The organism is Mucilaginibacter gossypiicola (genome assembly GCF_900110105.1).
Lineage (GTDB): Bacteria > Bacteroidota > Bacteroidia > Sphingobacteriales > Sphingobacteriaceae > Mucilaginibacter > Mucilaginibacter gossypiicola.
Genome location: NZ_FOCL01000017.1, coordinates 16,549 through 40,781 on the forward strand (window position 1 = coordinate 16,549; position 24,233 = coordinate 40,781).

The window sequence follows — 24,233 nt, forward strand, 5'->3', positions numbered from 1 at the left end:
GCTTACTGGCTAATGTGGTATTGATTTTTGATGCTATCATAGGTAGCCATGTGCGCATTGGTATTGCCCTGTTTATCAACAAAGGTTTCGCCCCAGCTAAAGGGCTCCCAAATAAAAGTGCCTTTAACTTTATTACCGGGTAATGAAAAGGCTATATCATTTACCTCGCGTTTGTGCTGTGAATATTCAGCGACCATCACATCCTGCTTATAGCGGGTAGTCAGGCTGGTCAAATTATTTTTTAAGCTATCGGGCGTTCCATGCCATTCGGGATAATATGATTCGCCAATGATGTCGAAATTCACCCCGCGTTTAAGCATGTTATCAACAAAGTAAATGGATTCGGCATTTTGCCCTCCGCAGGCAATGTGCAGCATGATCCTGATGTTGCCGCTCACTTCTCTTACACCGCTGATACCTGCTTTTAAGAAACCGGCCAGTGTATCCAGGTTTTTCAGTCGGCCATCCGGCCATAAAATACCGTGGTTAATTTCGTTGCCAACCTGCACCATATCGGGCAGGGTGCCCTGTTTTTTAAGGGCCAGCAGGGTAAGCCGAGTAAATGCTTTTATAGAATCCTGCAATTGCTGGTTGTTGAGTTTTTTCCAGGCAGCAGGTTTGTATTGCTTACCAGGATCGGCCCAGGTATCGCTGTAATGAAAATCAAGTAAAAAGCCCATGCCGGCTTCTTTAATGCGCAAAGCCATCTTTTTGGTATCCTCCAACCCGCAATAGCCTTTTGCCGAGTAACCGCTATCAGCCTTTGGATTGTTGAAGATGCGGAGCCTTACATAGTTAAAGCCATGATCTTTCAAAATGGTAAAAGGGTCTTTACTTACGCCATTATCATTAAACTTGCGTCCTTCGGCCTCCAGCTGGGGGATAAAGGAAATATCGGCCCCCATAATCTGCTTAAACTTAACCGGAACATTTTTGGCCGGCGAATATTTATAAGCCGATAATGCCCCGATACTTACCAGGCCAATTGCTATTAATACCAGTTTGCGTGTACTGATCTTCGTTTTCATATAAATTGTGTTAATAATCAAAATTACATAGTAAAATTGGTTGGGTGTATTTGTTGCTGCAATCAAAGTTTCGCCGCCGCTCGCCGCCGGGCGAGTGGCTATTATCTCCAGGCCTCTGGCCTGCTTTTTCCACGGCGGCCAAAGGCCGCTTAATAGTTGCCACTCGTCCGGAGGCGAGTGGCGGCAGAAGCCTTTATTAATACACCCAACCAATTAAATTTTAATGCACAAACGCATCCATGGCAACGGTTGGTTTACCGCTGCTATCAAATGCGCCCATGGTGTAGCCCTGCCAGCTGGCATAAGCTTCCGGCTCCCAGTAAAATACCCCAAGACCACCCGATACGGATTTTGTTTTAGCTATCAGATCGGTTAAAAAAGCTTTACTGGTTGTTGCTGCTGATACATCCATACCAGCTTCGCAGATCATTACCTGTTTGCCGTAGCGAGATACCATATCCTGCATATTGGCCAAAACCTGGCTGTTGATGGTCGACCAGTCGCTGGTTGACGGGTATACTGAAAACCCGCAAATATCCCAGCTTGCGCCATTGGCCTTAAGACCGTCGAAGATCCAGCGGGTGGTAGTATTATTAAAGCCATTGGCCACGTGTACAATAACTTTTGCTGATGGGAAAATAGCTTTGGTGGCATTATAGCCGCAATTCACCAACCATGCAAAGTTTTTAAAGTTTGTTGCCGATACCGAAGCGCGGCCATCCTGCCATAGCATACCATCGCTGGTTTCATTACCCACCTGTACCCATGTTGGGGTTATCCCATTTGATTTAAGGGTATTTAAGGTATTATAAGTGTAATTGTACATGGTGGTCATGAGTGTGCTGAAATCAAGACTGGCCCATGCAACAGGTTTGGTCTGGTTACCGGGATCGGCCCAGGTATCGCTATAATGAAAGTCGATGAGGATGCTCATGCCCGCGGCCGCGGCCCTTTTGGCTTTAGCTACCACATCGGCAGTAGAGTTATAGGTTGATGAAGGATTTACCCATACCCTTAAACGGATGGCGTTAATACCTTTACCTCCTAAAACAGTAAACAAGTCTTGCTGGGTACCGCTACTGTTGTAAAACTTTTTGCCCGATGCTTCCATTTGCGTTACCCAGCTCACATCTGAGCCATAGGCAAATGAGGAAGTAGCTTCGGTTTTCAACTTACCTGTAGCGGTGCTTTGCGCAGCGGCTTGCTTGTTGGCAACTTCTTTGGTGCAGCTCATGCTTAGGCAAAGCATAACAGCTGATGACAGCGTGATGATTTTTCTCATAATTTGATTGATTTATTGGTATTTGTAAAAAATTGGTTTCGTGCTGAATGGCATGAACTATTTAAATGCATCAAGCGCCACGGTAGGCTTGCCCGATGTGTCAAACGCCCCGAGACCATAACTTTGCCAGTTATAGGCCTCCGGTTCCCAATAAAAAACTCCCAAACCCTGTCCGCCATTCACCGTGCCAACCTTGCTTAACAAATCTGTTAAAAAGGCTTTGCAGGTTGTTGCTTCAGCGGCAGGCATTCCCACTTCAACTATCATTACCGGGGAACCATACCGGGTAAACATATCATTCATGTTAGCCAGGCATTGTGCATTATAAGTTTGCCAGTTAGTAGTAGATGGATATAAGGACATGCCTATAATATCCCATTTTGCCCCATTAGTTTTCAGGCCATCAAACATCCAGCGAAACAGGCTGTTGTCATAACCATTAGCCAGGTGAACAATAACTTTTGTAGTGCTGCTTACTGATTTTACGGCATCATAGCCCGTGGCAACCAGCGCCGCAAAATTGGCCATGTTTTTTGAGGCGCGGCCATCTTCCCAAAGCATGCCATCGTTGGTTTCATTACCAACCTGTGCCCAGTCGGGCGTAATACCTTTTGCTTTCAGGGCGTTCATTACGCTTATGGTATAGGTGCTTAGCGCCATTTTCAGATCGGCAAAACTGAGACTTTGCCACGCGGCAGGTTTAGGCTGCTTACCCGGGTCGGCCCAGCTATCACTGTAATGAAAATCGATCATGATCTTCATGCCCAGTTTTTGCGCGCGCTGGGCTTTGGCTACTACATCATCTGTATTGCACCAACCATCTGTTGGATTAACCCAGGCACGGAGCCTGATAGCGTTCATACCCTTATCCTTCAAGATCTGGATCAGGTCTTGCTGGGTGCCATCGTTGTTATAAAATTTATAACCCGATGCTTCCATCTGCGTAAGCCAGCTCACATCAGCCCCTTTAACAAGGGCCGATGTGGTGGTTTTAGTTGTATCGCCGGTATCAGGCTTTCTTATGCCTGGATCTCCGCTACTCTTTTTACATCCTGCGGCTGCCATTAACAACAGCATCATTCCACACAATACAATATTTCTGCTATTCATTTTGGGGTATTAATAACCTTGTGTTTGGGTTAATTTGCCTTTGCTGGCGGTAATTTCATAAGTTGGCACGGGGAACAGGTATGGCCCCGCGGTTTTACCTACCGATGTTAAGGCGCTCTGCCATTGGCCGTGCCTCACCAGGTCCATCTTGCGTTCACCCTCAAAATAAGTTTCCCAGCCTTCTTCTTTTAGCAGCCAGGTATCAAAGGCCTGCTTAGTCGCAGTGGCTGATGAAGGCACATTACCCAAAGCAGCACCACCGTGCGCCAAACGTACCTGGTTAACCAAAGATACAGCTTCGGCAGTGGGGCCGCTGTTTTGGTTAATGGCTTCGGCAAGCTGTAACATTACGTCGCCCAGGCGCGCTTTTGGAATGTCATTACCCTGGTAAGCATTCAGCGAAGCGCCGCCAAGATCCGGGTATTTGGCTATTACCGGGCCCGATAAGCCGTTAGCCTCGTTACGTACCACCCCGCTTTTGTTGGTGTAACTGGCAACAAGCAAATCTTTGCGTTTGTCGGCCGCGTCAAAAGAATGATAAAACGCCCATGTTGTTGAAATTGGCGCATCGCCACCGGCAAATGAATCTTTTACGCGGTTGCCCGGATAATCTTTTGGATAGGTATAAAACACCCAGGGGTTAAAGCTGGCGTGATTTTCGTTACCATCCTGGTCTGGCACACATGATATCGCCCACATGGTTTCGTTATTCCTTTCAGTAGCTTCCATGAACAGGCTGGCATAATCGGTTACCAATGAGTAGCCCATGGTCATGATCTGCCTGCCGGTTTTTTCGGCATTAACAAAATCCTTTTCATTCATATAAGTACGCATCAATACCGTAAGCGCGATGGCCTGGTTAAACCGGCCATAATCTGATGGTGATTTTGGCAAGTTTTCGGCTGCGTAGGTAAGATCGCCAACTATCGATGCTAAAAATGCCTCGCGGGTTGGACGGGTCAGGTCAGTTTCGGCTGCGGTGTTGATCTTTGATGCATCCAGGATCACCGGCACCGGACCATATAGTTGCAACAGGTAATACATATTCCATCCACGCGACATGCGGGCTTCGGCAGTCAGTTCCTTTTTAGCCGCATCGCTGATGGTTGATTTATTGATATCGTCAATGATCTGGGTGATGCGGGTTACAAACCTGATCTTTTCAAAATGGTTATTGCCTGTGCCCTGGTTTGCTAAAAATGTAAAACTTGCGGTACTGAACTGGGTAAAAATACCACCCCATCCTGTAAAAACATTCATCTGATCTGTAGGGTAATCAAACATCATGATATCGCCGTACTCCGGGCTGAACCAATCGTTCTGATAACCCGCAGGATCATTATACCCCCATTTTGACTGGAAAGGTTTATAAACCTCGGTAACATAATTTACAAAATCGGCCTCGGTTTTAGGAAAGTTGGTGGTTGATAACGAACCGTAAATTTGGGGCTCCAACCCTTTTTTGCAACTGCTTACCGTTACAGCAGCAGCCATTAAGCATATGGTTATAATTTTTTTCATGTTGATTGCTGTTTTAAGATTAAAAACCGGCCCTTAAGCCAAATGAGAACGTCCTGAACATTGGGTACGGGGCATAGCCGCCTTTAACACTGGCATAGCTTACTTCCGGGTCAACACCTTTGTACTTGGTGATGATGAACAGGTTTTGCGCATCGGCAAATACCCGTACCGATTTGGTGAACTTATTTAGCCATGGTGAGTTAAAAGTATACCCCAGTGTAAGGTTACGGCAGCGTACAAAATTGGTGCTTACCAGGTTAATGTCCGAGCCTTGTGGCAAGCCTGTAGCACTTTCAATGTAGTTTACACCCGGCCTTGTACCGCTTTGATTAACTGATGTCCAGGCGTTCAATGCCTGTACAGTGCCACTTTGGGTACTTGATACTATGCTGTTAGGATCGCCCCACGCGTTGTTATAGTTTATTCCCTTGCCGCCAAACTGTCCGTAAAAGAAAATGCTCAAATCGAATTGTTTGTAGTGGAAATCGTTACCAAAACCAATGCTGATCTTAGGGTCAGGATTTAATTTAGCGATATCTGCACCTGTTAATTTGCCGTCGCCATCGGCATCAACATAAATTGGCGAACCAGGCAGGTTAGCGCCGCCAGCTGTTGGCTGCGAAGCCGGTACGGTTTGGCCCGGCTGTAAAAGGCCTTTTGTTTTAAAATAATAGATCTCGTTTACCGGGTCATTAACAGCCTGGTAAGTTACGCCCTGATAGGCAAGCAGGTTATCATACACAAAGCGGCTTTTCCACCTGTAGGTATAGTGAGATACGTTGATGGCCGAGTTCCAGGTAAAATCATGTAATTTCAAATTTTGCGTGCTCAACGAAATATCGTAACCCTGCCTGTATTGATGACCACCGTTAACCGGCTGAGTTGACAGGTAGGAAAGCGGAGCGGTTGGCCCGGTTGTGCGAAGCAGGTTGGTGATATCATCCCTGAACACATCTACTGAACCTGTTACGCGGTCTTTAAATAAACCGAAATCTAAACCGATATTCTTGTTCTCTGTTTTTTGCCAGGTTAATTCCGGGTGATCAATGGCATAACGGGCTATAGTAGCATAGTTTACAGCACCATTGGTAAAGAAAATGGTATTGCCATCAGGAGCGTAACCGCCGTAACCTGCTGCACCGATAGTGCTACCTGTTGTACCAGCGCTGGCGCGAAGTTTAAGCAGGCTCACAAAGCTTACATTCTTCATGAAATCCTCGTTGCTGATCTTCCAGCCAACGGAGGCCGAAGGGAATGAAGCGTATTTGGTATTGGGGAAAAATAGGCTGTAACCATCATAACGGTATGACAGGGTTAAAAGGTATTTATCTAAAAAGCTGAACGAGCTCCGCGCGAAGTATGAGCGTGTTTTGCTGGCCGTTTTTACCGAAGTGATACCTATATTGGCCGTTTCGGCAGATAGGTTGGTTGCGCCAATTACATCAGCACCGCCGGCGCCCTGGCTACCAAAGGCATTATAGGTGTTTTTATATTGACCTGCACCCGCAACGGCATCGATATTTAAAAATTTAGCGATATCTTTTTTAAAGGTTACAGTAGCCTCCAAAGTCTGGTTTTCGCGGTTGTTATAGTTCATAGATGCCCGCGACAGGTTTTGCGAAAAGTAGAAAACCGTGCTCGGCACAAAAAAGGTACGATTAGCGGCCTCATAATTATCACCGAACAACAGGTGACCGGCCAATACGCCAGGGATCACTTTCAGGTCGGCAGATAAATTGGCGTTTAATGAATGATAGCTGGTATTATCCTGAACATCCAGTAATGATACCGGGTTGGCAATAACACCGTAACGGGTGTAATTACCGCTTGCATCACGTACAGCTACGTTTGCAGGATAACCCAAAGCCGCCTGGATGATACCGAAACCCTGTGTACCAGAACCACCTGTTTGCCCGCCTGATGAGGAGTTTAAATAGCTATTGGTATTACCGGTGAAGTTTGCATTCAGCGTTAAAAATTTAGCCGGGGTAAATGACAGGTTAGCGCGGCCCGTATATTTATTGAGCCCCGCTCCTTTTAACGTACCGTCTTCATTATAATATCCGCCCGAAAAATAGTAGGTAGCTTTTTCGCTGCCTCCGTTGATATTTACCTGGTGGTTGTTGATAGCACCGGTACGGAAGATCTGGCCCAGCCAATCGGTACCATTCCCCGCTGCTGCAATATCGGCAGCGCTGTATTTTGGTGTTGGCAAGCCGGATTGTGGGTTGGGGCCGTAAGGCTGCTGCTGTTTGCCGGCCAGGTATTGATCAGTAATAAGCTGGTTGTATAATGTTTCGTACTGGTTAGCTTTTAGCGGTTGCAGGTAAGGGTAATTTTTTTCGAAAGAATAGCTGCCGCTGTAAGTAATGTTCAATCTGCCCGCTTTACCTTTTTTGGTAGTGATGAGGATAACACCGTTGGCTGCATTTACACCGTAGATGGCGGCACTGGCATCTTTCAATACCTCGATAGATTCCACATCATCGGGGTTTAAACCGGCAAGACCACCACGACTTACGCCATTGGTTTCGCCGGCAATGGTACCATTACCCGGCTCAAGCCCATCGCCCGGGAATATCACCCCATCAACCACATACAACGGGTTACCACGGCCGCGGATAGACAAGTTAATATTACCTCCCGGCTGTGAACTACCCTGTGATACCTGTAAGCCCGAAGCCCGGCCAAACAGCAACTGAGGGATAGAGTTATTGGCAGCCTGCGGGATTTTTTTAGGATCGACCTTGGTTACCGCAGTAGTAATATTTTGGCGGGTAGTTGTACCGTAGCCGATAACCACCACCTCATTAAGGCCGTTCTGTTTAGTATCTAAGGTCACGTTTAAAGTACTGCCGCTTACGGTTACTTCCTTGGCGTCATAACCCAAACCGCGGAACAACAGTATCGTGCCGCCGGCTGCTTTAATGCTGAATTTCCCGGCAGCATCGGTAGCCGTTCCCTGCGATGTACCTTTGATACTAACAGAGATACCGGGCAGCGTGGTGCCGTCTTCCTTTGAGGTAACAGTACCGGTTACCGTTTGCTGGGCATAAACACCGGAGACTGACAGCATAGCCAGCGCAAACACCAGCAGGCATAATCTTCTCCAAAATTGAAAAGTAGAGTTTTGCATATTTGATTTTTTAATTGGTTTAAAACAGGCTTTTCCCACATAGCACAGATGCATGCGGCGGCGATATCAGTCGCGCGGATCTTATTGCTGCATCAAATCTCTGCAACCGCGCACATCAGTTCATGAAAGGAAAAAGCATTTGGTTTACTGTACAAATGACAGGTTTAAATAATGATCGGCTTTGTGCAGATGTTCATTTTTTTGGTTCAAACTGTTATTTATTGCTATAAAAACAGCCGGAGAGCACTTTTTAGCTGTGTTTTTAACATTTATTACTAATATTGCTCAATACCAATTGAAACCTAGTAATTGCGTTTGATTTTTCAGTTTGAATTGCCCGTGCCACGTAGTAAGATGTTTAAGCTAAACCATTGGCTGTGCAGCATAAGGATGCTTGCCTGCGGATTGGCAACTGCTATATTTTGCGTTGCGCAACCAGCGTCGGCGCAGGTACCGAAACTCAAGTTCAGTCATATCAATAGTCTTCAGGGACTTTCAAACAGCACCATCGAAACTATTTACCAGGATAACCGCAAGTTTATTTGGTTTGGCACACGCGACGGACTAAACCGGTACGATGGTTACCAGATCACTGTATTTAAGAACAATCCCGCCGATGCTAATACCATCAGCGATAATTACATCCGTTGTTTATATGAGGATAGCCACCATAATCTGTGGGTGGGCACCAGCAACGGCCTCAACAGGTTTAATCCTTTTAAAAACACCTTCACCCGTTACAAGCACAGTGCAGCCGATAAGCAAAGTATCGCTAACAATACCGTAAACTGTATTTATAATGATAAAAAAAGCAACCTTTGGATAGGTACTGCCGATGGCTGCCTCAATAAATACGATACGATAAGCAATAGTTTTCTTCACTTTTATGATGATAAGAGCATCGCCAAAAATGAAGAAGGCAAGCAGATCAACTACCTCTATGAGGATAGTCATAATAACCTTTGGGCAGGTACCGGCAGCGGGTTAAAGATCTTCAACCGGACTAATAATACATTTAGCAATATTATAAATGGTTTCGCGGAGATCAGCAACCCGGTAAACCGCATCCAGGAAGATAGCTTGCATAATCTTTGGTTGGGTATCGAAAACGGTGGTCTCATGATGCTCAACCTTAAGGATAAAACCGTCAAACGCTACCAGCATGAGCAGCAGGATAACGGCAGCCTTACAAACGACCAGGTAAAAAGCCTGCTGGTGGACAAGAAGGGCAATATCTGGGCAGGGGGCATTAACGGTGGCTTAAGCCTGTTTAACCCACAAAGCGGCGCATTCAGCAATTATCAAAACGTGTCCGAAAACTCGAGCAGCTTATCGCAACGCACAGTATCGGCTATTTTTGAGGACGATCAAAGTAATTTGTGGGTAGGCACCCATCGCGGCGGGGTTAATTTGTATACCCCCAAGGCTAATAAATTCAGGCTGCTGCAAAACGAATCCGGCAACAACAGTTTGAGCTATAATGACGTGCGTGCTTTTTACGAAGACGAAGCGCATAACATTTGGATAGGGACAGATGGCGGCGGGCTGAATGTTTATAATCCGCAACAAAACACCTTTAAACATTACCGCTATAACCCGAATAATAATAACAGCCTTGCTGTGGATGCCGTGCTGGATATTTTGGTTGATAAAAACAAGGTATGGGTAAGTACCTGGGGAGGCGGGTTTAATTGCCTTGATAGAACCAGCGGTAATTTCACTCACCTTACCAACAACCCCGCCGATAAAAGCACCATTAGCTCAAATTATGTTCAAAAATCATTTAAGGATAGCGAAGGCAACTTTTGGGTGGCTACTTATTACGGTGGCCTTAACCTGTTTGATCAAACAACACACCGGTTTACCAGGTTCACGGAAACTGCCGATAAAAAAGGCCGTATCCAGGGCAACAACATCGTATCCATCAATGAAGATCGCAATAAAAACCTGTGGATAGGTACCGATGATGGCGGGCTGAATTGTTATAACCTCCTTACCAAAAAGATCAGTCATTACTTTAACAACCTTGAAAAGCTGCCCGACCTGCGGGTGATATTCATTGATCATAAAGGCAGGCTATGGCTTGGTCAAACCGGGCTTTACGTTTTTAATGCTGCCAAAAACAAATTTGAGATTTACACTGGCAAAGCCGGACTTGGTACAGAATTTATTAAAAGTATAGAAGAAGATGCCGCCGGCAACTTTTGGATCTCCGGTTCAAACGGGTTGATGAAATTTAACCCTTCAAACCTGCAGTTCAGTAAATATAATGCTGCCGACGGTCTGCAGGGCCAGGAGTTTGAAGCCAACTCATCTTTAAAAGCAAAGAATGGCTGCCTGTATTTTGGTGGAGTTGATGGCTTTAATGTTTTTGATCCTTCGGCCATTGTGGCCAACCCCTACATTCCACCGGTTTATATTACGGGGCTGCAATTATTCAATAAAATAGTTGAACCTAATACGCCAGGGTCGCCGCTTTCGGAGGATATCAGCTTAACAAAATCAATTACTTTAAGCCACGGGCAATCAACTATCGCTTTGTACTTTGCCGCGCTTAATTATACCGCAGCCGAAAACAATAAATATAGTTACCGGCTGGAAGGCCTCGACCCCAACTGGTATTACACCGCTGAGCGTAAAGCAGCCTACACTAATTTAGAGCCGGGAACTTACACGTTTACGGTACGGGCAGCCAACAACGACGGCTTATGGAATCGCACCGGTACCTCATTAGAGATTATCATCACCCCGCCATTTTGGGCTACATGGTGGTTCAGAACATTGATGATCGCGGTTATCCTTTTCAGTATTTATGAAATACTGCGTTTTAAAAAGAACCTCGACTTGCGCAAGATCGAAGAAAACAAACGGGAAGAGATGCACCAGTTGCAGCTTCAATTTTTTACCAATATTTCGCATGAATTCCGTACGCCGCTGTCGCTGATATTAGGTCCGCTGGAAACATTGCTTGAAAAAGGCAAATCGGCCAGCAGCCAGTATTACGAAGTGATGTACAGGAATGCCAACCGCCTGCTCCTGCTCATTAACGAGCTGATGGATTTCCGGAAAGTAGAATCAGGCGCACTTAGCCTGAAGGTTACACCAGGGAATCTCAATACTTTCATCAATGAATTAGCTGCCGAGTTTAAAGAAGCGGCCATTCAAAAAGACATCAGTTTAAATGTAGTATTAAACAATCCCTTCGATAATATATGGTTTGACAGGCAGGTGCTTGAAAAAATTGTGCTCAACCTTATCAACAACTCGCTGAAATATACTCCTGCTAAGGGGATGGTAACGGTTGAGGTGCTGCACAATTTAGCAGATTTCAAATCCGGTTTTGAAAATGAGCTGGTATTAAAAAATAATTTCAGGGCGGGCAGGTACGCTTACATCAGGATTTCGGATAACGGCATCGGCATTTCTAAAGATTCCATACAGCATTTGTTTGAACGTTATTACCGCATTACTGAAACTCACCTTGGCTCGGGCATAGGTTTGGCCTTTGTGAAAAGCCTTACCGTGCTTCATAAAGGCGACATTTATGTATATAGCCAACGATATGCCGGTACTGATATCATCATCGGTCTCCCTATTTCAGAAAGCGACTACGGCCCGAAGGAAAAATGGAGTGAGGCCACAGAACCGGGCGGCACCAGATTGGAAAGTATCCAGATGGAGCCCATCGCTCCTGCCGGACCGCTTTATCCGGCAAAAACTACATCAGGCAACAATAATCATAAATACCAGATCCTGATTGTAGAGGATAATGACGAGATCAGGGCGTTTATCAAAAGTTCGCTCGAGGACAATTACATAATAAACGAAGCTATTGACGGGCACGACGGCATAATCCAAGCCAAAGAACAACTACCCGACCTGATCATCAGCGATGTGATGATGCCGGGCATGAACGGTATCGACTTTTGTCATGCCATAAAAGAGGATCTGGATACCAGCCATATCCCCTTCATTATGCTTACTGCCAAAACCAATTTACAGGCCGAAATTGAGGGTATTGGCTCGGGGGCCGACCTATATCTGCCTAAACCGATCAGCATTAGTTTGCTTACCCTAAGCATCCGTAATATTTTTGAGCAGCGGCAAAAGCTAAAGGAGCGCTACCTTAAAAACCATCATATTGAAGCCCGGGAGTTGGTGCACTCATCAAAAGACAAAGAATTTATGGATAAGCTCCTGTTGATTATCGATAACGAGTTAAGTAACCCGGATCTTGATGTAGACCAGCTTTGCAATACCATAGGCATGAGCCGTACCAAGCTTTACCACAAGATCAAGGAAATTTCGGGCCAGGCACCGAACGAATTTATCAGGAGCATCAGGCTCAAGAAAGCCATCGAGATCATGACCCATGAGGATGTACTGTTAACCGAGGTAATTTATCGGGTAGGTATCCAAACGCAATCGTACTTTACAAAGGCTTTCAAAAAAGAATACGGCAAAACACCAAGTCAGTTTATACAGGATTTGACACGAACAGATAGAAACCGGAGCTGATTATTCGGTCATAAAAGCCCTAACTTAAAAAGTTGCAGGTAAACAGCGAGGCCGTATCATAAATTGATTGATACGGCCTCGCTGTTCAGATTAATAATAACAACTATTAATAACCGGGATTCTGCACCAGCTCCGGTGAGTTCCTGTCAATTTCGGGCTGTGGAATCGGCCAGAAATCATAGTTATCGGCATACTTGGTCTTCACCGTTGGGAATAATGGATTTTGAACAAAGCCGTTCAGCTTCTGTGTAGCAATCCCCCATCTCCTCAAATCAAAATAACGGATCCCTTCCAAAGCAAATTCAACCCTCCGTTCATGACGCACCTTTTCTCTGAACTGAGCCTGAGATAGGCCGGCAGCCAAATCTGGCATATTAACCCTTTCCCTTACCAGGTTAATTGCGTTGTAAGCGCTTGCATCCGGGCCTGCAGCCTCGTTTTGCGCTTCAGCATACATCAGTAATACATCTGCATAACGTAATAAAACGAAGTCATTATCACCTTTTGCTCCGTAATCAGGGTCTACAAGTGTTGGATCAAGCCATTTTTTTACGGCATAGTAACCCACTATCCATGAATCTTTTCCGGGCTGAGCCACAGCATATGACCCTGTAAATGGCCATCCCTGCGCTTTGGTATCGCCAGGGAAAAACAGGGTCATCCGCATCCGGGGATCGCGGTTTTCAAATGGTTTTCCCTTTACATAAACAGCAGATGAGGTTGTGTCCTTACCGTCGGCAGCTTCGTACTCGTTAACCAAATCCTGGGTTGCCAATTCTCCTTTCCAACGTTGTAAGGGAACGCTAATACCATTGTCCTGATGCGACAAATTTGGCAGCTGGTATTTAACCGAAAACATGATTTCCGGACTGCTATTTTGAGCAGGCTTATAAAAATTTGAAGGATAAGAGGGATTTAGAGAAAATTTCCCGCCGGCAATAATGGTGCTGGCCAAAGCGGCTGCATCGGCGTATTTTTTCTCAAATAACAATGCCCTTACCTTGTAACCCTGAGCTGTAGCTTTAACAGCATGTCCGTTACCATAGGTAACATCCGGTAAACCGGCAATTGCCAGGTCAAGGTCGGCCTCTACTTGTTTCAAAACGTCGGCCCTGGTAGATTTGGCCATATGTTTCTTATAATCCAGCGTAAAAGGATCAGCGGTAGTGATGATCACATTTCCGTATAATATAGCAAGCCAGTAATAATTAAAGGCACGCAAAAAATACGCTTCTGCTTTATATTGTTTAAGTTTATCGCCGGTAAGTACCTTATCAACGTTTGCCAGAAAATAGTTAATAGAGGCTATAGCTGTATAATTATTAACGTAGTAGGATGACTGATATAGATTATAGGTATCAAAAACACCGGGAGATAAACCTGAAGACAGCGCACTGGTGCCGCCACCATAGTTATATTGCCCGTAAGAATTGTCGCTGAAATTATCCCATGCAACTACTTCATATTGAGATGTGGAGTAGCTCCCTCCCTGTGCATATAAGAAATTGTAACATCCTGTTAATGCCAGGTCGGCATCACTTTCCGATTTCCAAAAATTTTGAGTAGAAAGTTTATCCGGTGGATTAAGGTCAAGGGAACTTTTCTTGCAGGATACCAGCATGACTACCACCGTCATTAGTATGAATATATACTTATTATAAAGTTTCATAATCTTTTTCTTTAATAAAATTTAAAGTTTAATGGAGGCTCCAAAGGTTATCGTTCTGTTTTGCGGATAAGTAACATAGGTTCCGTCTCCTACCCGTTCAGGATCAAGGCCCGGGTATTTACTGATGGTGAATACGTTATCGGCAGCCACAAAAACCCTCAATGATTTTATCGACACCTTTTTTAGCATAGCTAAAGCAAAATTATAGCCCAGCTGTAAACTTTTAAGACGAACGAACGAGGCATCCTTTAAGAAATATGTAGAAGGATAATTTTGAACGGCAGCATAACCATCGGCCACGTATATCTTAGGCATTGTATTGGTGTGGTTAGTTGGGGTCCAGCGGTTTAGCCAATCTGTAGTTGGCACAGAACCTTGCCTGAAAGGTTCAATACCCCAGCCATTAACATAAGCCTTTTGCCCCTGTGAACCGTATAATTGAGCGCTGAAATCGAAGCCCTTATAAGCCGCACCGATATTGGCCGAATACTGATAAGAAGGGAATTTACCGCCTACATAAGTCCTGTCGTTGGCATCTATTTTACCGTCGCCGTTAACATCTTTTATTTTCAGGTCGCCTGGCGTAGGTGTAACCGGTTGTTTAGGTGAATTGTCTATCTCCTGCTGACTTTGGAATATTCCATCCCACACATACATGTAGTAAGCATCCAGCTCATGTCCTTCCTGCCTGATGGTATGATCGCTGATATCCTTTGATCCGTATCTTTCAAGCTTGTTTTTATAGGTTTGAAGATTTACCCCCACCGTGTATGTAAAATCCTTACCAATGCGGTCGTTATATTGCAAAGCAAACTCGAAACCCTTATTACGGAGCGCACCGTCATTGATTGTAGGCGCGTTTAGTCCGATATAGAATGGTACTTGCGAGCTTCTCAAAATATCGAAAGTATATTTATTAAAATAATCGGCCGAAAAAACGAGTTTATTATTGAAGATCGTCATATCGAGGCCTATATCTGCCACCCTGGTAGTTTCCCAGGTCAGGCTCGGATCAACCAGGGTATTGGCAACAAACCCGGATGAAACCGAACTCCCGAAGGCATAGTTAGCGCCCGACAAGGTTGACTGATATGGATAAGTTCCGATATTCTGGTTACCCAACTGTCCCCACGAACCACGGATTTTAAGGTCATTTAACCAGAGCACATCCTTCAGGAAATTCTCTTTAGAAACTCGCCAGCCGCCAGAGAATGAATAAAACGTACCATACCTGGAGCTTGAAGGCAAACGGGATGTTCCGTCATACCTGATGTTAGCGCCCAGTAAATATTTATCTGCATAATCGTAATTGGCACTGCCGTAAAACGAGCTGATTGCCCATGCCGATGATGTGCCATTATTGGTTTGCCCGTCTGAAGGGCCTGCATTCAGTTCACGCAGATAATTTGTTACATATTGGGTACGGGATGCGTTTAAATTGCTGGCATTATTGTTCTCCCGCTGATAACCTGCGAATGCAGAAAAATTATGTAGTCCAAGGCTCTTTTTATAAGTCAGCTGACTATAATATACAGTATAAATATTGTCTGAATTGCCCACATTTAAACCCGGCGACCCGTCATCAAGGTTGCCCGCAGGAGACATATCACTATAATAATATGTAGGAATTACCGGCCTAAAATCATTGAATTTATAGTATCCATAATTAAATCCTCCTTTATTTTCCCAGCGCAAACCTTTAAAAAGATCGATATCCAGGGATAGGTTTCCTTGTAAATAATAATCGTTACCACGTGTTCTGATGTCCTCACCTACAATAGCTGCGGGGTTTTTATTACCCTGCTCGTTGGAATATGCTTTTTTTATCCATCGGCCATCTGAACTTTGGGCAGGATATAAAGGTGATTGGGCCAATGCAGAAAGGAACTGGTCGCTTGCGCCATTTTCAGGAGTTAGCTTTTTCCCATACCGCATCTGTATGTCCGACCCAAAAGTTATCCGTTTGTTTAGTTTTGAGCTTAAACCCAATGAAAAGGTATATTTTGAATAGTCAAATCCCCGCATTACACCCGGCTGGTTGGTGATGCCAACGCCAACACTATACGTTGTGCTATCCTTGCCCCCGCTCATGTTCAGGTAATGGTTTTGCGTATAGGCCGTCCGAAAAATATCATTCAACCAGTTATGATTGGGATATTTTACCCTGTCGGTTGCGTTTTGATACAGATTTATTTGATCCTGGGTATACAAAGGTGCAAGCGAAGAGTTTGTCCGCGCCTCATTTGACAGCTGCATATACGTTGCAGAATTAGTAATTATATCGGGGAGTTTGGTAGCTTTGGAAATACCCAGATTGTATGTGTACTGGATAGCCAGACTACCGGCCTTACCTCTTTTGGTTTTTACCACAATTACGCCGTTAGCACCCCGGGATCCGTAAATAGCCGCCGAAGAAGCATCTTTCAATACAGATATCGATTCGATATCGTTGGCGTTCAATACATCGAGGCTTCCCGGAAGGCCATCAACAATAATTAATGGATTGGACCCTGCCCCGCTGAATGTACCAACGCCCCTTATGGTTAACTGAACGTTTTCATTCCCGGGTTCTCCCGAACCTTGCACTACCTGCAAACCCGGCAACTTACCCTGCAGCAAAGCAGTGGGTGAAGTAGCTACCCTTTTATTAAGCTCATCCCCGGAAACCGTAACTACGGCACTGGTTAATTTATGCCTGCTTTGTGTGCTGTAACCAACCACAACAACCTCGTTCAGGGCCTTGTTATCTTCCTGCAATTGAATATTGACAACTTTCTGCCCATTTATCGGCACTTCCCGGGTTACATAGCCCAAATAAGTAACAATGAGTGTGGCGTTATCATCGGGTGCATTTATCGTATAATTACCCTGGCTATCGGTTGCCACAGCAACAGTGGTTCCCTTTATCTTAATAGTAACCCCCGGTAACCCTGCTCCCAAAGTATTGGTAACCTGCCCGGTGATCTTCACTTGCGCTACCTCCGATTCATCGGTTTTATTTTCACTATTTTCAGAACCGCCGCCGGCAGAGGCCCGTATTTTGGTGAGGATAATTTGATTATTGACGATTTCAAAGCCAATACCATTAGCAAGAAAAACCTGCTCCAATATCGTTTTTAAATCTTTCTGTCCTCCCGCAGTAGTAACCTTCTTTTGATTGTTTAAGGTTTCTTTGAAATAGACAAACTTAACGCCCGCTTTTTTAGAAAGCATATTAAGAAATGACTTCATATCCATATCTACTGCGGTGATATCAACCTGGCGGGCTAGGGCGCCCTGTGCACGCGTGGTGCCGGCTACCGATACACCTGCAAATATGATGGCCAACAAAATCTGGCAACAGGATAACTTCATAATTTTATACCAGTTGATCGATATTAGTAAATTAATATTCATACATTAGTGTGTTTTATTTGGTAAAAAAATGAGACAAAAATGCCCCCGCACCTCTACGAAAGGTGTGTAATGCTACACGGCCGGGGCCCGAAGAAAGCGTGGTCACGACACGCTTTCTTCATTATACATAAGTGGTGTTTGCTGAGGTTAATCTTTCTTCATAATTTAACTTTAGGGTTAATAATAATTGGTTAATTGGTTGTTAAGGCTCTTTGTAACACAAACTTCTTCCCATCGGTTACATAGCTAACGTTGAGCAGTTTTTCAAGTACTTCCATTATTTCGGGCAGACTTTGATTACTAAAATCAGCCTGTAGTTTGGCTTCTGCAAGATCATGATCCCCTTCGGGCAACATAATTATCACATCAAATTGTTGCTGAAGCACCCGGACTGCTTCCCTAAGGGCTACACCGTTAAAAGACAGGCTTGTTTTTTCCCAAATTTTTAACGCGGAGTGCTTTTCTACTAAGCTAACCTTAAGTGTATCAGTCTTCTTTGCGGTTACCTGCCAAACTGCCTTTTGCTGCGGATGAAGCATAACATCTTCATTATTTTTATCTCGATCAGCTATTGCAACAGACACTTTTCCGGTAACTACAGCTACTTCGGCACGGAGCGCGTGTTCATTATCTTTCACACTAAAACTGGTTCCCCATACTTTGGTGGACATATGTGCCGTGCGTACAATAAAAGGATGTGCGTGATCCTTTTTTACGTCAAAAAAAGATTCGCCGGTGAGCGAAAGAGTCCGGAGCTGACGATTAAATGAGCTGTCGTACGTAATAGTTGTTCCCGGGCTGAGCCAGGCCGTACTACCATCGGGCAATGTTATTTTTTTTATCTTTTGCCCTGTATTTACAATCCTGATGTTATCACTACCAACCGTTGCTTTATTTGTCACCGGCTGTTTGTTCCACAAAAGGCCAATTGTAATAAAAATCAAAATACCGGCTGCTATTGCTCCAACCCGGTAATAATTAAACTTTTTTATAGGAGGTTCGGACAAGCGTATCTTTTCGCGTATTTCTAATATCAACCGGTCCTCTAACGCCCGTTTTGCCTCCGGCGAAAGCTGCTCATAAGCGTCCGGTTCATTTTCAGGTGCGTTAAACCAGTTAAGTACCGTCGCCTCCTCGTCAGCATTACATTTCCCTGCAAGGTATTTTTCAATCAGTTCCGGTGAAATAGGGTGCATGGTGTTAATATTGTCCGTTTAATAACTAAGACAGTTAAGACTTATGTAACACCCAAAAGAATTTGATTTTTTTTAAAAAAAAGTCTTAAGATAGAGCAAGGAGTATATAATAGCAATTGTAAACAATTGATGGAGAGATAATCGCAGAAACCGCAGCGCCCGGTTCATATGATTTTCTACCGTTTTTTCCGTAATACCCAATTCTGAGGCAATCTGCTTGTTAGATTTGTATTGTTTCCGGCTGAGTTCATAAACAGTCCTGCATTTTTCGGGAAGCAAATGGAGGTTCCGGTCAACCTCCTGCCCTATCTCTTTAACGATCAGGATCTCTTCAGGGGCGGTTTGCGGAACAGGTGCAGCTAAACGTAATACCTCGGTAGCCCTTTCGTGAAGCAATTGCTTTTGGATATGGTTCAAAACTAAGTTCCGTAACGCAACGTATAGATATCCGCTCAGCGTAGCTTTTATATATAATTGTCCGCGCTTAACCCACAAATTCACAAACAGGTCCTGCACCAGCTCTTCAGCTATTTCGGTTTCGCGGCACCTTTTTAATGCAAATGAATATAAAGCCCCGTGATAACGATAAAAAATTTCCGTAAATGCTGCATGGTCAGAAAAATTTAACCGCTCAACCAACTCTTCATCGGTTAATGTTTTCCAATTGTTCATGCTGAAACTAAATTTAAAATTGGTTATTGGGGCAAAAAAGCGCACCGCATTCAAATCTAAAATAGTATTTTAATTTTTCATTAACATAATCCGACTTTCTTATATACAAATCAGGCATTTTATTAAGGCCTTTATACACTTTTATTTTTAACTATTTGTATTCAAAAGATATAACACAACCCCTGGATATTTATCGCCTTATAATTTGTCAACCTAATTCGTTTTTCATACATTCGCCGCCCGCATTTTTTAGCGCATTACTTCACCTGCAATGAACAAGTTTTTATACGGCATTGATTTTGGAACAACCAACTCGGCATTGGTTATTTACAACGAAGAAACGAACGAAATACACAGCACCATTATCATTCCTTCGCTCATTTATTTCTACCAGCAGCCGGGCGCAGGAAACAAGCCCAATTACGTGGTAGGCGAAGCTGCCATCTCCGCTTACCTCGCGGATGATATGAAAGGACGATTTATCAAGTCTGTTAAACAAATTTTGCCACGAAGCAGTTTTACGGAAACCCGCATCCAAAACAAAAAATATAACGCTTCGGACCTGGTAGCGATCATCTTAAAAGAACTGAAGGGACGTGCCGACCAGCTAATCGGTGAAGATTGCCGGAAAGCAGTTATTGGCAGGCCTGTTTTTTTTGACGATGATGATGTTAAAAAAGATGCCTTAGCGCAAACCCGTCTTACTAAGGCGGCGGATCTTGCCGGTTTTGAAAACATTCGTTTTCAGTTTGAGCCTATCGGGGCGGCTTTTGCCTATGAGAAAAGCCTTTCAGGAAAAGAAAACGTACTGGTAGCCGATTTGGGTGGAGGAACCACAGATTTTACTTACCTGGTACTGGACCCTGAAAAGGCCGGAATGAAAGATAGAAAAAACGATATCCTTGCCAACGGAGGTATTTACATTGGTGGAGATAGTTTTGATTCGGCTTTTATGTGGGATAAAGGCACCCCCTATTTTGGTAAAAACACCACCTATGAAGCTACTCCGGGTAAAGTACTAACTGTACCGAAATCGCTTTTCGCCAATATTTGCTCCTGGGAGCAAATGAATTTCTTTAACAGCCAGCGTATTCAGCGGGATATTGAAGACTACTTTTACTTTTCGGGCAACGATCCGCAATTCAAAAACCTGATCACCCTTATCGAAAACAATCTGGGATATTCGGTATTTCAATCTATCGAGGCAACAAAAATACAGCTAACAACTGCCAACAGCGCCGTGTTTAGCTATCAGAAAATGGATATCAGCATTAATGAAGAAATAGCCCTTACCGATTATGAACAGATCATAGCTAAAGATGTAAGCCGGATTGCCAGCTACCTGGACGAATTTATGTTGCAAAACAATATTGAACCAGGCAACATCGACAGCCTTTTCTTAACAGGCGGTACATCTATGGTAGGAAGTATTCAAAAACTATTTAAAACCAGGTTTCCGCATATCAAACTCAATTCTGGCGACAATTTCAGGAGCGTAGCTACAGGCTTAGCATATAGCGGCTATTTGTTTGATGAATAGTAGTTTCTACGTAGAGACGCATCACATGCGTCTCTCACAGGACAAGCAGTTTTGCACGTTATTTAGATTTGCATACCGGAGACGCATGTAATGCGTCTCTACATTTCAAACAGCTTTAGGCTACCCTATCTTAATCTGAGTATCAAAAAGCAATCGCCCCTCATTAATAACAAATGAGGGGCGATTACTTTTAAACCTTATTTATCGGCAACTAAATCACTTAGCGGCAGCCGCTTCAGGAAGCAATTGCATGCGGATATAGTTTTTACCACTCAGGTATTTTTGGGCGGTAGCTTTCACGCTTTCCACAGTTACACTGTTCAAATCTTTTGTATAGGTATCCAACTGGTGCAGGTCTTCTTTATCATTGATCTGTCCACTGATATAACCCAGCCAAAAACCATTGGTGCGTACCGCTGTTTCACGGCTGCGGATGCTTTCGGCGCGCCATTTGTCGATATTTACCTGCGCGGGGCCGTTGGTTTTGATCTTGTTGATCTCATCAAGGGTTGATGCTACCAGTTTGTCAGCATTTTTAGGATCGCAACCAAAGTAAACGAATATAGAATAGCGTTGGGTTGGGAACTTGCTGTTATTGGCAAATGCGCCCGGTGAATAAACACCGCTTTCATCTTCCCTTAAACGTTCAATCAGCCTGATCTCTAAACACTCCTTCAAAGCGTCCAGCTGGATCTTTTCGGCAGCACTGTATTCAAACGCGCCCGACCAGATCAAATCAACCGATGCTTTTGGCTCCGAACCTTTGTATACGTTTTTAGCTATCTGCCCCTCGGGAATGTGGATACCTAAATCTTTAGCCTGTTCGCCCAGGTTTTTAGCCGGTAATGAGGCTATGTATTTTTCAAGCAGCGGTTTAATTTTTTCGATGTCGATATTACCAACAAAAGTGAAGGTCATGCCAGATGCATCGGCAAAGCGCTCTTTATAAATAGCATACTCACGATCAAGGCTGATCTGATCTATCTTGGCAATGCTTGGGCCGGTACGGCGAACATTATGATTACCCAAAACTGCGCTTAAGGTATCCTGGAATACGGCATTTGGATCGTTCAGCCTATTGGCAAGTCCTGCTTTTGAACTGGTGATAATCCCCTGGAACAAATCGGCATCTTTACGAGGCTCGGTTAAGTACCCGTAAATAAGTTCAAAAGCCGTTTCCAGATCTTTAGGGGTCGAACTACCACTAACACCCTGCGTACGTTCGCTGATGTATGGACTAACGCTAAGTTGTTTGCCGGAAAGGTATTTTTCCAGTTGAGTAGGATTGTAATTACCTACACCAAATGATTCCACCATGCCCGATGCGTTTTTAGCCGACTCAAAATCAGCATCGCTATAAAGCGATGTACCACCCGGTGCCGAAGCACTAAACACGATCTCATTATCTTTAAAGTCGGTTGGTTTAAGTACAACTTTAATACCGTTGCTTAAAGTTAATGTGGTTGTACCTAAAGCAGCATCTTTAGTTTCGGCGGTTATTTTGCCGGCAGCAGGCGCATTAGCCAATAATGGCTGTTTGCTTACCTCATCGTTATAAGGTTTCAGGTCCTCTGCCTCAACATCTTTTATCCAGGTATTAACCACTGCTTCGGCCGGCAGGGTAGCTTTATCCTTTTCGGGGGCGAGCAACATCACATCGCGGTTAGTGCTTTTAATGGATGTTTTAGTGATGGCGTTTACCTCGCTGAGTGCGATACCCGGCAGATCATTCTTTACCAGATCATACTCAAAACTTATACCCGGTGCGGCGGTACCTTTTAAAAAGTATTGCAGGTACTCGTTCACATAACTATCGGAGTTGGTTTTATTCTTTTCCTTCAAAGCAGCTTCCATATCGCTCAGGAAACTTTGTTTGGCACGGTCGAGCTCGGTTTGGGTAAAGCCAAACCGTTTGATCCTTTCTGTTTCGCGCCAGGCTGTTTTGAAACCTTTTTCAAGCTCTCCGGGCTTGGCTACAGCGTACACGCTATAGGTATCTAATCCACCTAAAAAGCCGCTCAGGTCGGCACCGCCCTGTAAATATGGCGGATTAGCCTGGCGCATAATTTCAGCATAACGGGCACCCGACATCCTGTTGAATAAACCACGGATAATACTTTGACGGTATTGAGATGCGGTATGCAGATCGAGCGCCGGTTGTTTCATGAACACCTGGGCCACAGTTACCGTCATTTCCTTATCGGTGATAGCTATGAACTGATTTTGTCCTGTCAATGGTACCGTATATTTTGTGCGCGGCTTTTCAACGGCAGGTTTCTTAAGGTCACTGAACTTGGCCTTAACGGTTTTCTCCATCTCGTTAACATCGATATCTCCCACTACGATCAAAGCCTGTAAGTCCGGGCGGTACCAGTCATGGTAAAAGCGTTTAATGGTTTCCGGCTTAAAGTTGTTCAGCACCTCGTCGGTTCCAATAGGCAGGCGTAACGAATAACGCGAGTGGTTCAGGATTACCGGCAGGTAAGCCCTTTGCATACGCTCCTGCGCACCTTTACCCAAGCGCTTTTCTTCCAATACAACACCGCGTTCTTTGTCAATCTCAGTCGGATCTAAAGTAGCGTCCTGTGCCCAGTCGCGCATGATCTGGATGCCATTTTTCAGAATTTCCGGATTATCTGACGGGATTGGTAACTGATACACCGTTTCATCAAATGAAGTATAAGCATTCAAATCGGCGCCAAAACGTACACCGGATTTTTGCAGATAACTCACCAATTCATTTTTAGGAAAATGCTTGGTGCCGTTAAAGCTCATGTGCTCCATAAAATGCGCAAGGCCACGCTGGCTGTCATCTTCCAATACCGAACCTATTTTGTTGGCCAGGTAAAACGTAACGCGTTTTTTGGGTTCTTCGTTATGACGGATATAATAAGTAAATCCGTTTGGCAGCTTGCCTGTGCGAACAGCAGGGTCAAGCGGTAAATTCTTTTCGGCTGCTGCCTTTGTTGTTGCTTTAACCTGGCTTACCTGGGCCCAGGTAGGCGCAGCCTGAAACGACCAGCTAAGCGCAAGGCTTACGCTGGCCAATAAAATAGTACTTTTTATGTTTTTCATATTTTGTTGATCGGGTTAGGATTCAGCGCTAATTTAAAAAAGAGCCGGTATTAAAACCGGCTCTCCGGAAATTAAACTAACTAAACTGAT

Annotated in this window: 12 protein-coding genes; 2 read left to right on the forward strand and 10 right to left on the reverse strand. The window is 44.4% G+C overall.

What is annotated here, in order from left to right; translation table 11 throughout:
* Positions 1–2: 2 nt before the first annotated feature.
* From BMX50_RS31070 to BMX50_RS31090, 5 genes are all read right to left on the reverse strand, one after another.
* Positions 3–1,028 carry a glycoside hydrolase family 53 protein gene (locus BMX50_RS31070; protein ID WP_143065305.1) on the reverse strand — a complete coding sequence of 342 codons (1,026 nt, stop codon included), beginning with the start codon at positions 1,026–1,028 and terminating at the stop codon, positions 3–5.
* A gap of 220 nt (positions 1,029–1,248) precedes the next feature.
* The gene (locus tag BMX50_RS31075) at positions 1,249–2,310 is read right to left on the reverse strand and encodes a glycoside hydrolase family 53 protein (protein ID WP_091220578.1); all 1,062 of its coding nucleotides are present in this window, start codon (positions 2,308–2,310) and stop codon (positions 1,249–1,251) included.
* Between the two features lie 57 nt (positions 2,311–2,367).
* Entirely contained in the window at positions 2,368–3,420 is a 1,053-nt protein-coding gene (locus BMX50_RS31080) for a glycoside hydrolase family 53 protein (protein WP_091220580.1), read from the reverse strand.
* Positions 3,421–3,429: 9 nt separating this feature from the next.
* Positions 3,430–4,941: a RagB/SusD family nutrient uptake outer membrane protein gene (locus BMX50_RS31085; protein ID WP_091220583.1), complete on the reverse strand. Its 1,512-nt coding sequence runs from the start codon at positions 4,939–4,941 to the stop codon at positions 3,430–3,432.
* Between the two features lie 19 nt (positions 4,942–4,960).
* Positions 4,961–8,077, reverse strand: coding sequence for a SusC/RagA family TonB-linked outer membrane protein (locus tag BMX50_RS31090; RefSeq protein ID WP_208864839.1), 3,117 nt, complete (start codon positions 8,075–8,077; stop codon positions 4,961–4,963).
* Positions 8,078–8,431: 354 nt separating this feature from the next.
* Between BMX50_RS31090 and BMX50_RS31095 the strand changes: the two genes are divergently transcribed.
* The gene (locus BMX50_RS31095) at positions 8,432–12,595 is read left to right on the forward strand and encodes a hybrid sensor histidine kinase/response regulator transcription factor (RefSeq protein ID WP_244281154.1); all 4,164 of its coding nucleotides are present in this window, start codon (positions 8,432–8,434) and stop codon (positions 12,593–12,595) included.
* A gap of 106 nt (positions 12,596–12,701) precedes the next feature.
* Here BMX50_RS31095 and BMX50_RS31100 read toward each other — a convergent pair whose 3' ends face one another.
* From BMX50_RS31100 to BMX50_RS31115, 4 genes are all read right to left on the reverse strand, one after another.
* A complete protein-coding gene (locus tag BMX50_RS31100; protein ID WP_091220586.1) occupies positions 12,702–14,264 on the reverse strand; it encodes a RagB/SusD family nutrient uptake outer membrane protein in 1,563 nt (520 codons plus the stop codon).
* 21 nt (positions 14,265–14,285) lie between these two features.
* Positions 14,286–17,618, reverse strand: coding sequence for a TonB-dependent receptor (locus tag BMX50_RS31105; RefSeq protein WP_167668156.1), 3,333 nt, complete (start codon positions 17,616–17,618; stop codon positions 14,286–14,288).
* A gap of 233 nt (positions 17,619–17,851) precedes the next feature.
* On the reverse strand, positions 17,852–18,856 hold the full coding sequence (locus BMX50_RS31110; RefSeq protein ID WP_091220588.1) for a FecR family protein: 1,005 nt from the start codon (positions 18,854–18,856) through the stop codon (positions 17,852–17,854).
* A 72-nt stretch (positions 18,857–18,928) separates the two neighbouring features.
* Positions 18,929–19,528, reverse strand: a complete 600-nt coding sequence (locus BMX50_RS31115; protein WP_091220590.1) for an RNA polymerase sigma-70 factor — start codon at positions 19,526–19,528, stop codon at positions 18,929–18,931.
* Between the two features lie 271 nt (positions 19,529–19,799).
* On the opposite strand from BMX50_RS31115, the gene BMX50_RS31120 reads away from it, so the two are divergent.
* On the forward strand, positions 19,800–21,068 hold the full coding sequence (locus BMX50_RS31120; protein ID WP_091220591.1) for an Hsp70 family protein: 1,269 nt from the start codon (positions 19,800–19,802) through the stop codon (positions 21,066–21,068).
* A gap of 216 nt (positions 21,069–21,284) precedes the next feature.
* Here the strand turns inward: BMX50_RS31120 and BMX50_RS31125 are convergent, their stop codons facing one another.
* Entirely contained in the window at positions 21,285–24,143 is a 2,859-nt protein-coding gene (locus BMX50_RS31125; RefSeq protein ID WP_091220592.1) for a M16 family metallopeptidase, read from the reverse strand.
* Positions 24,144–24,233 lie beyond the last annotated feature (90 nt).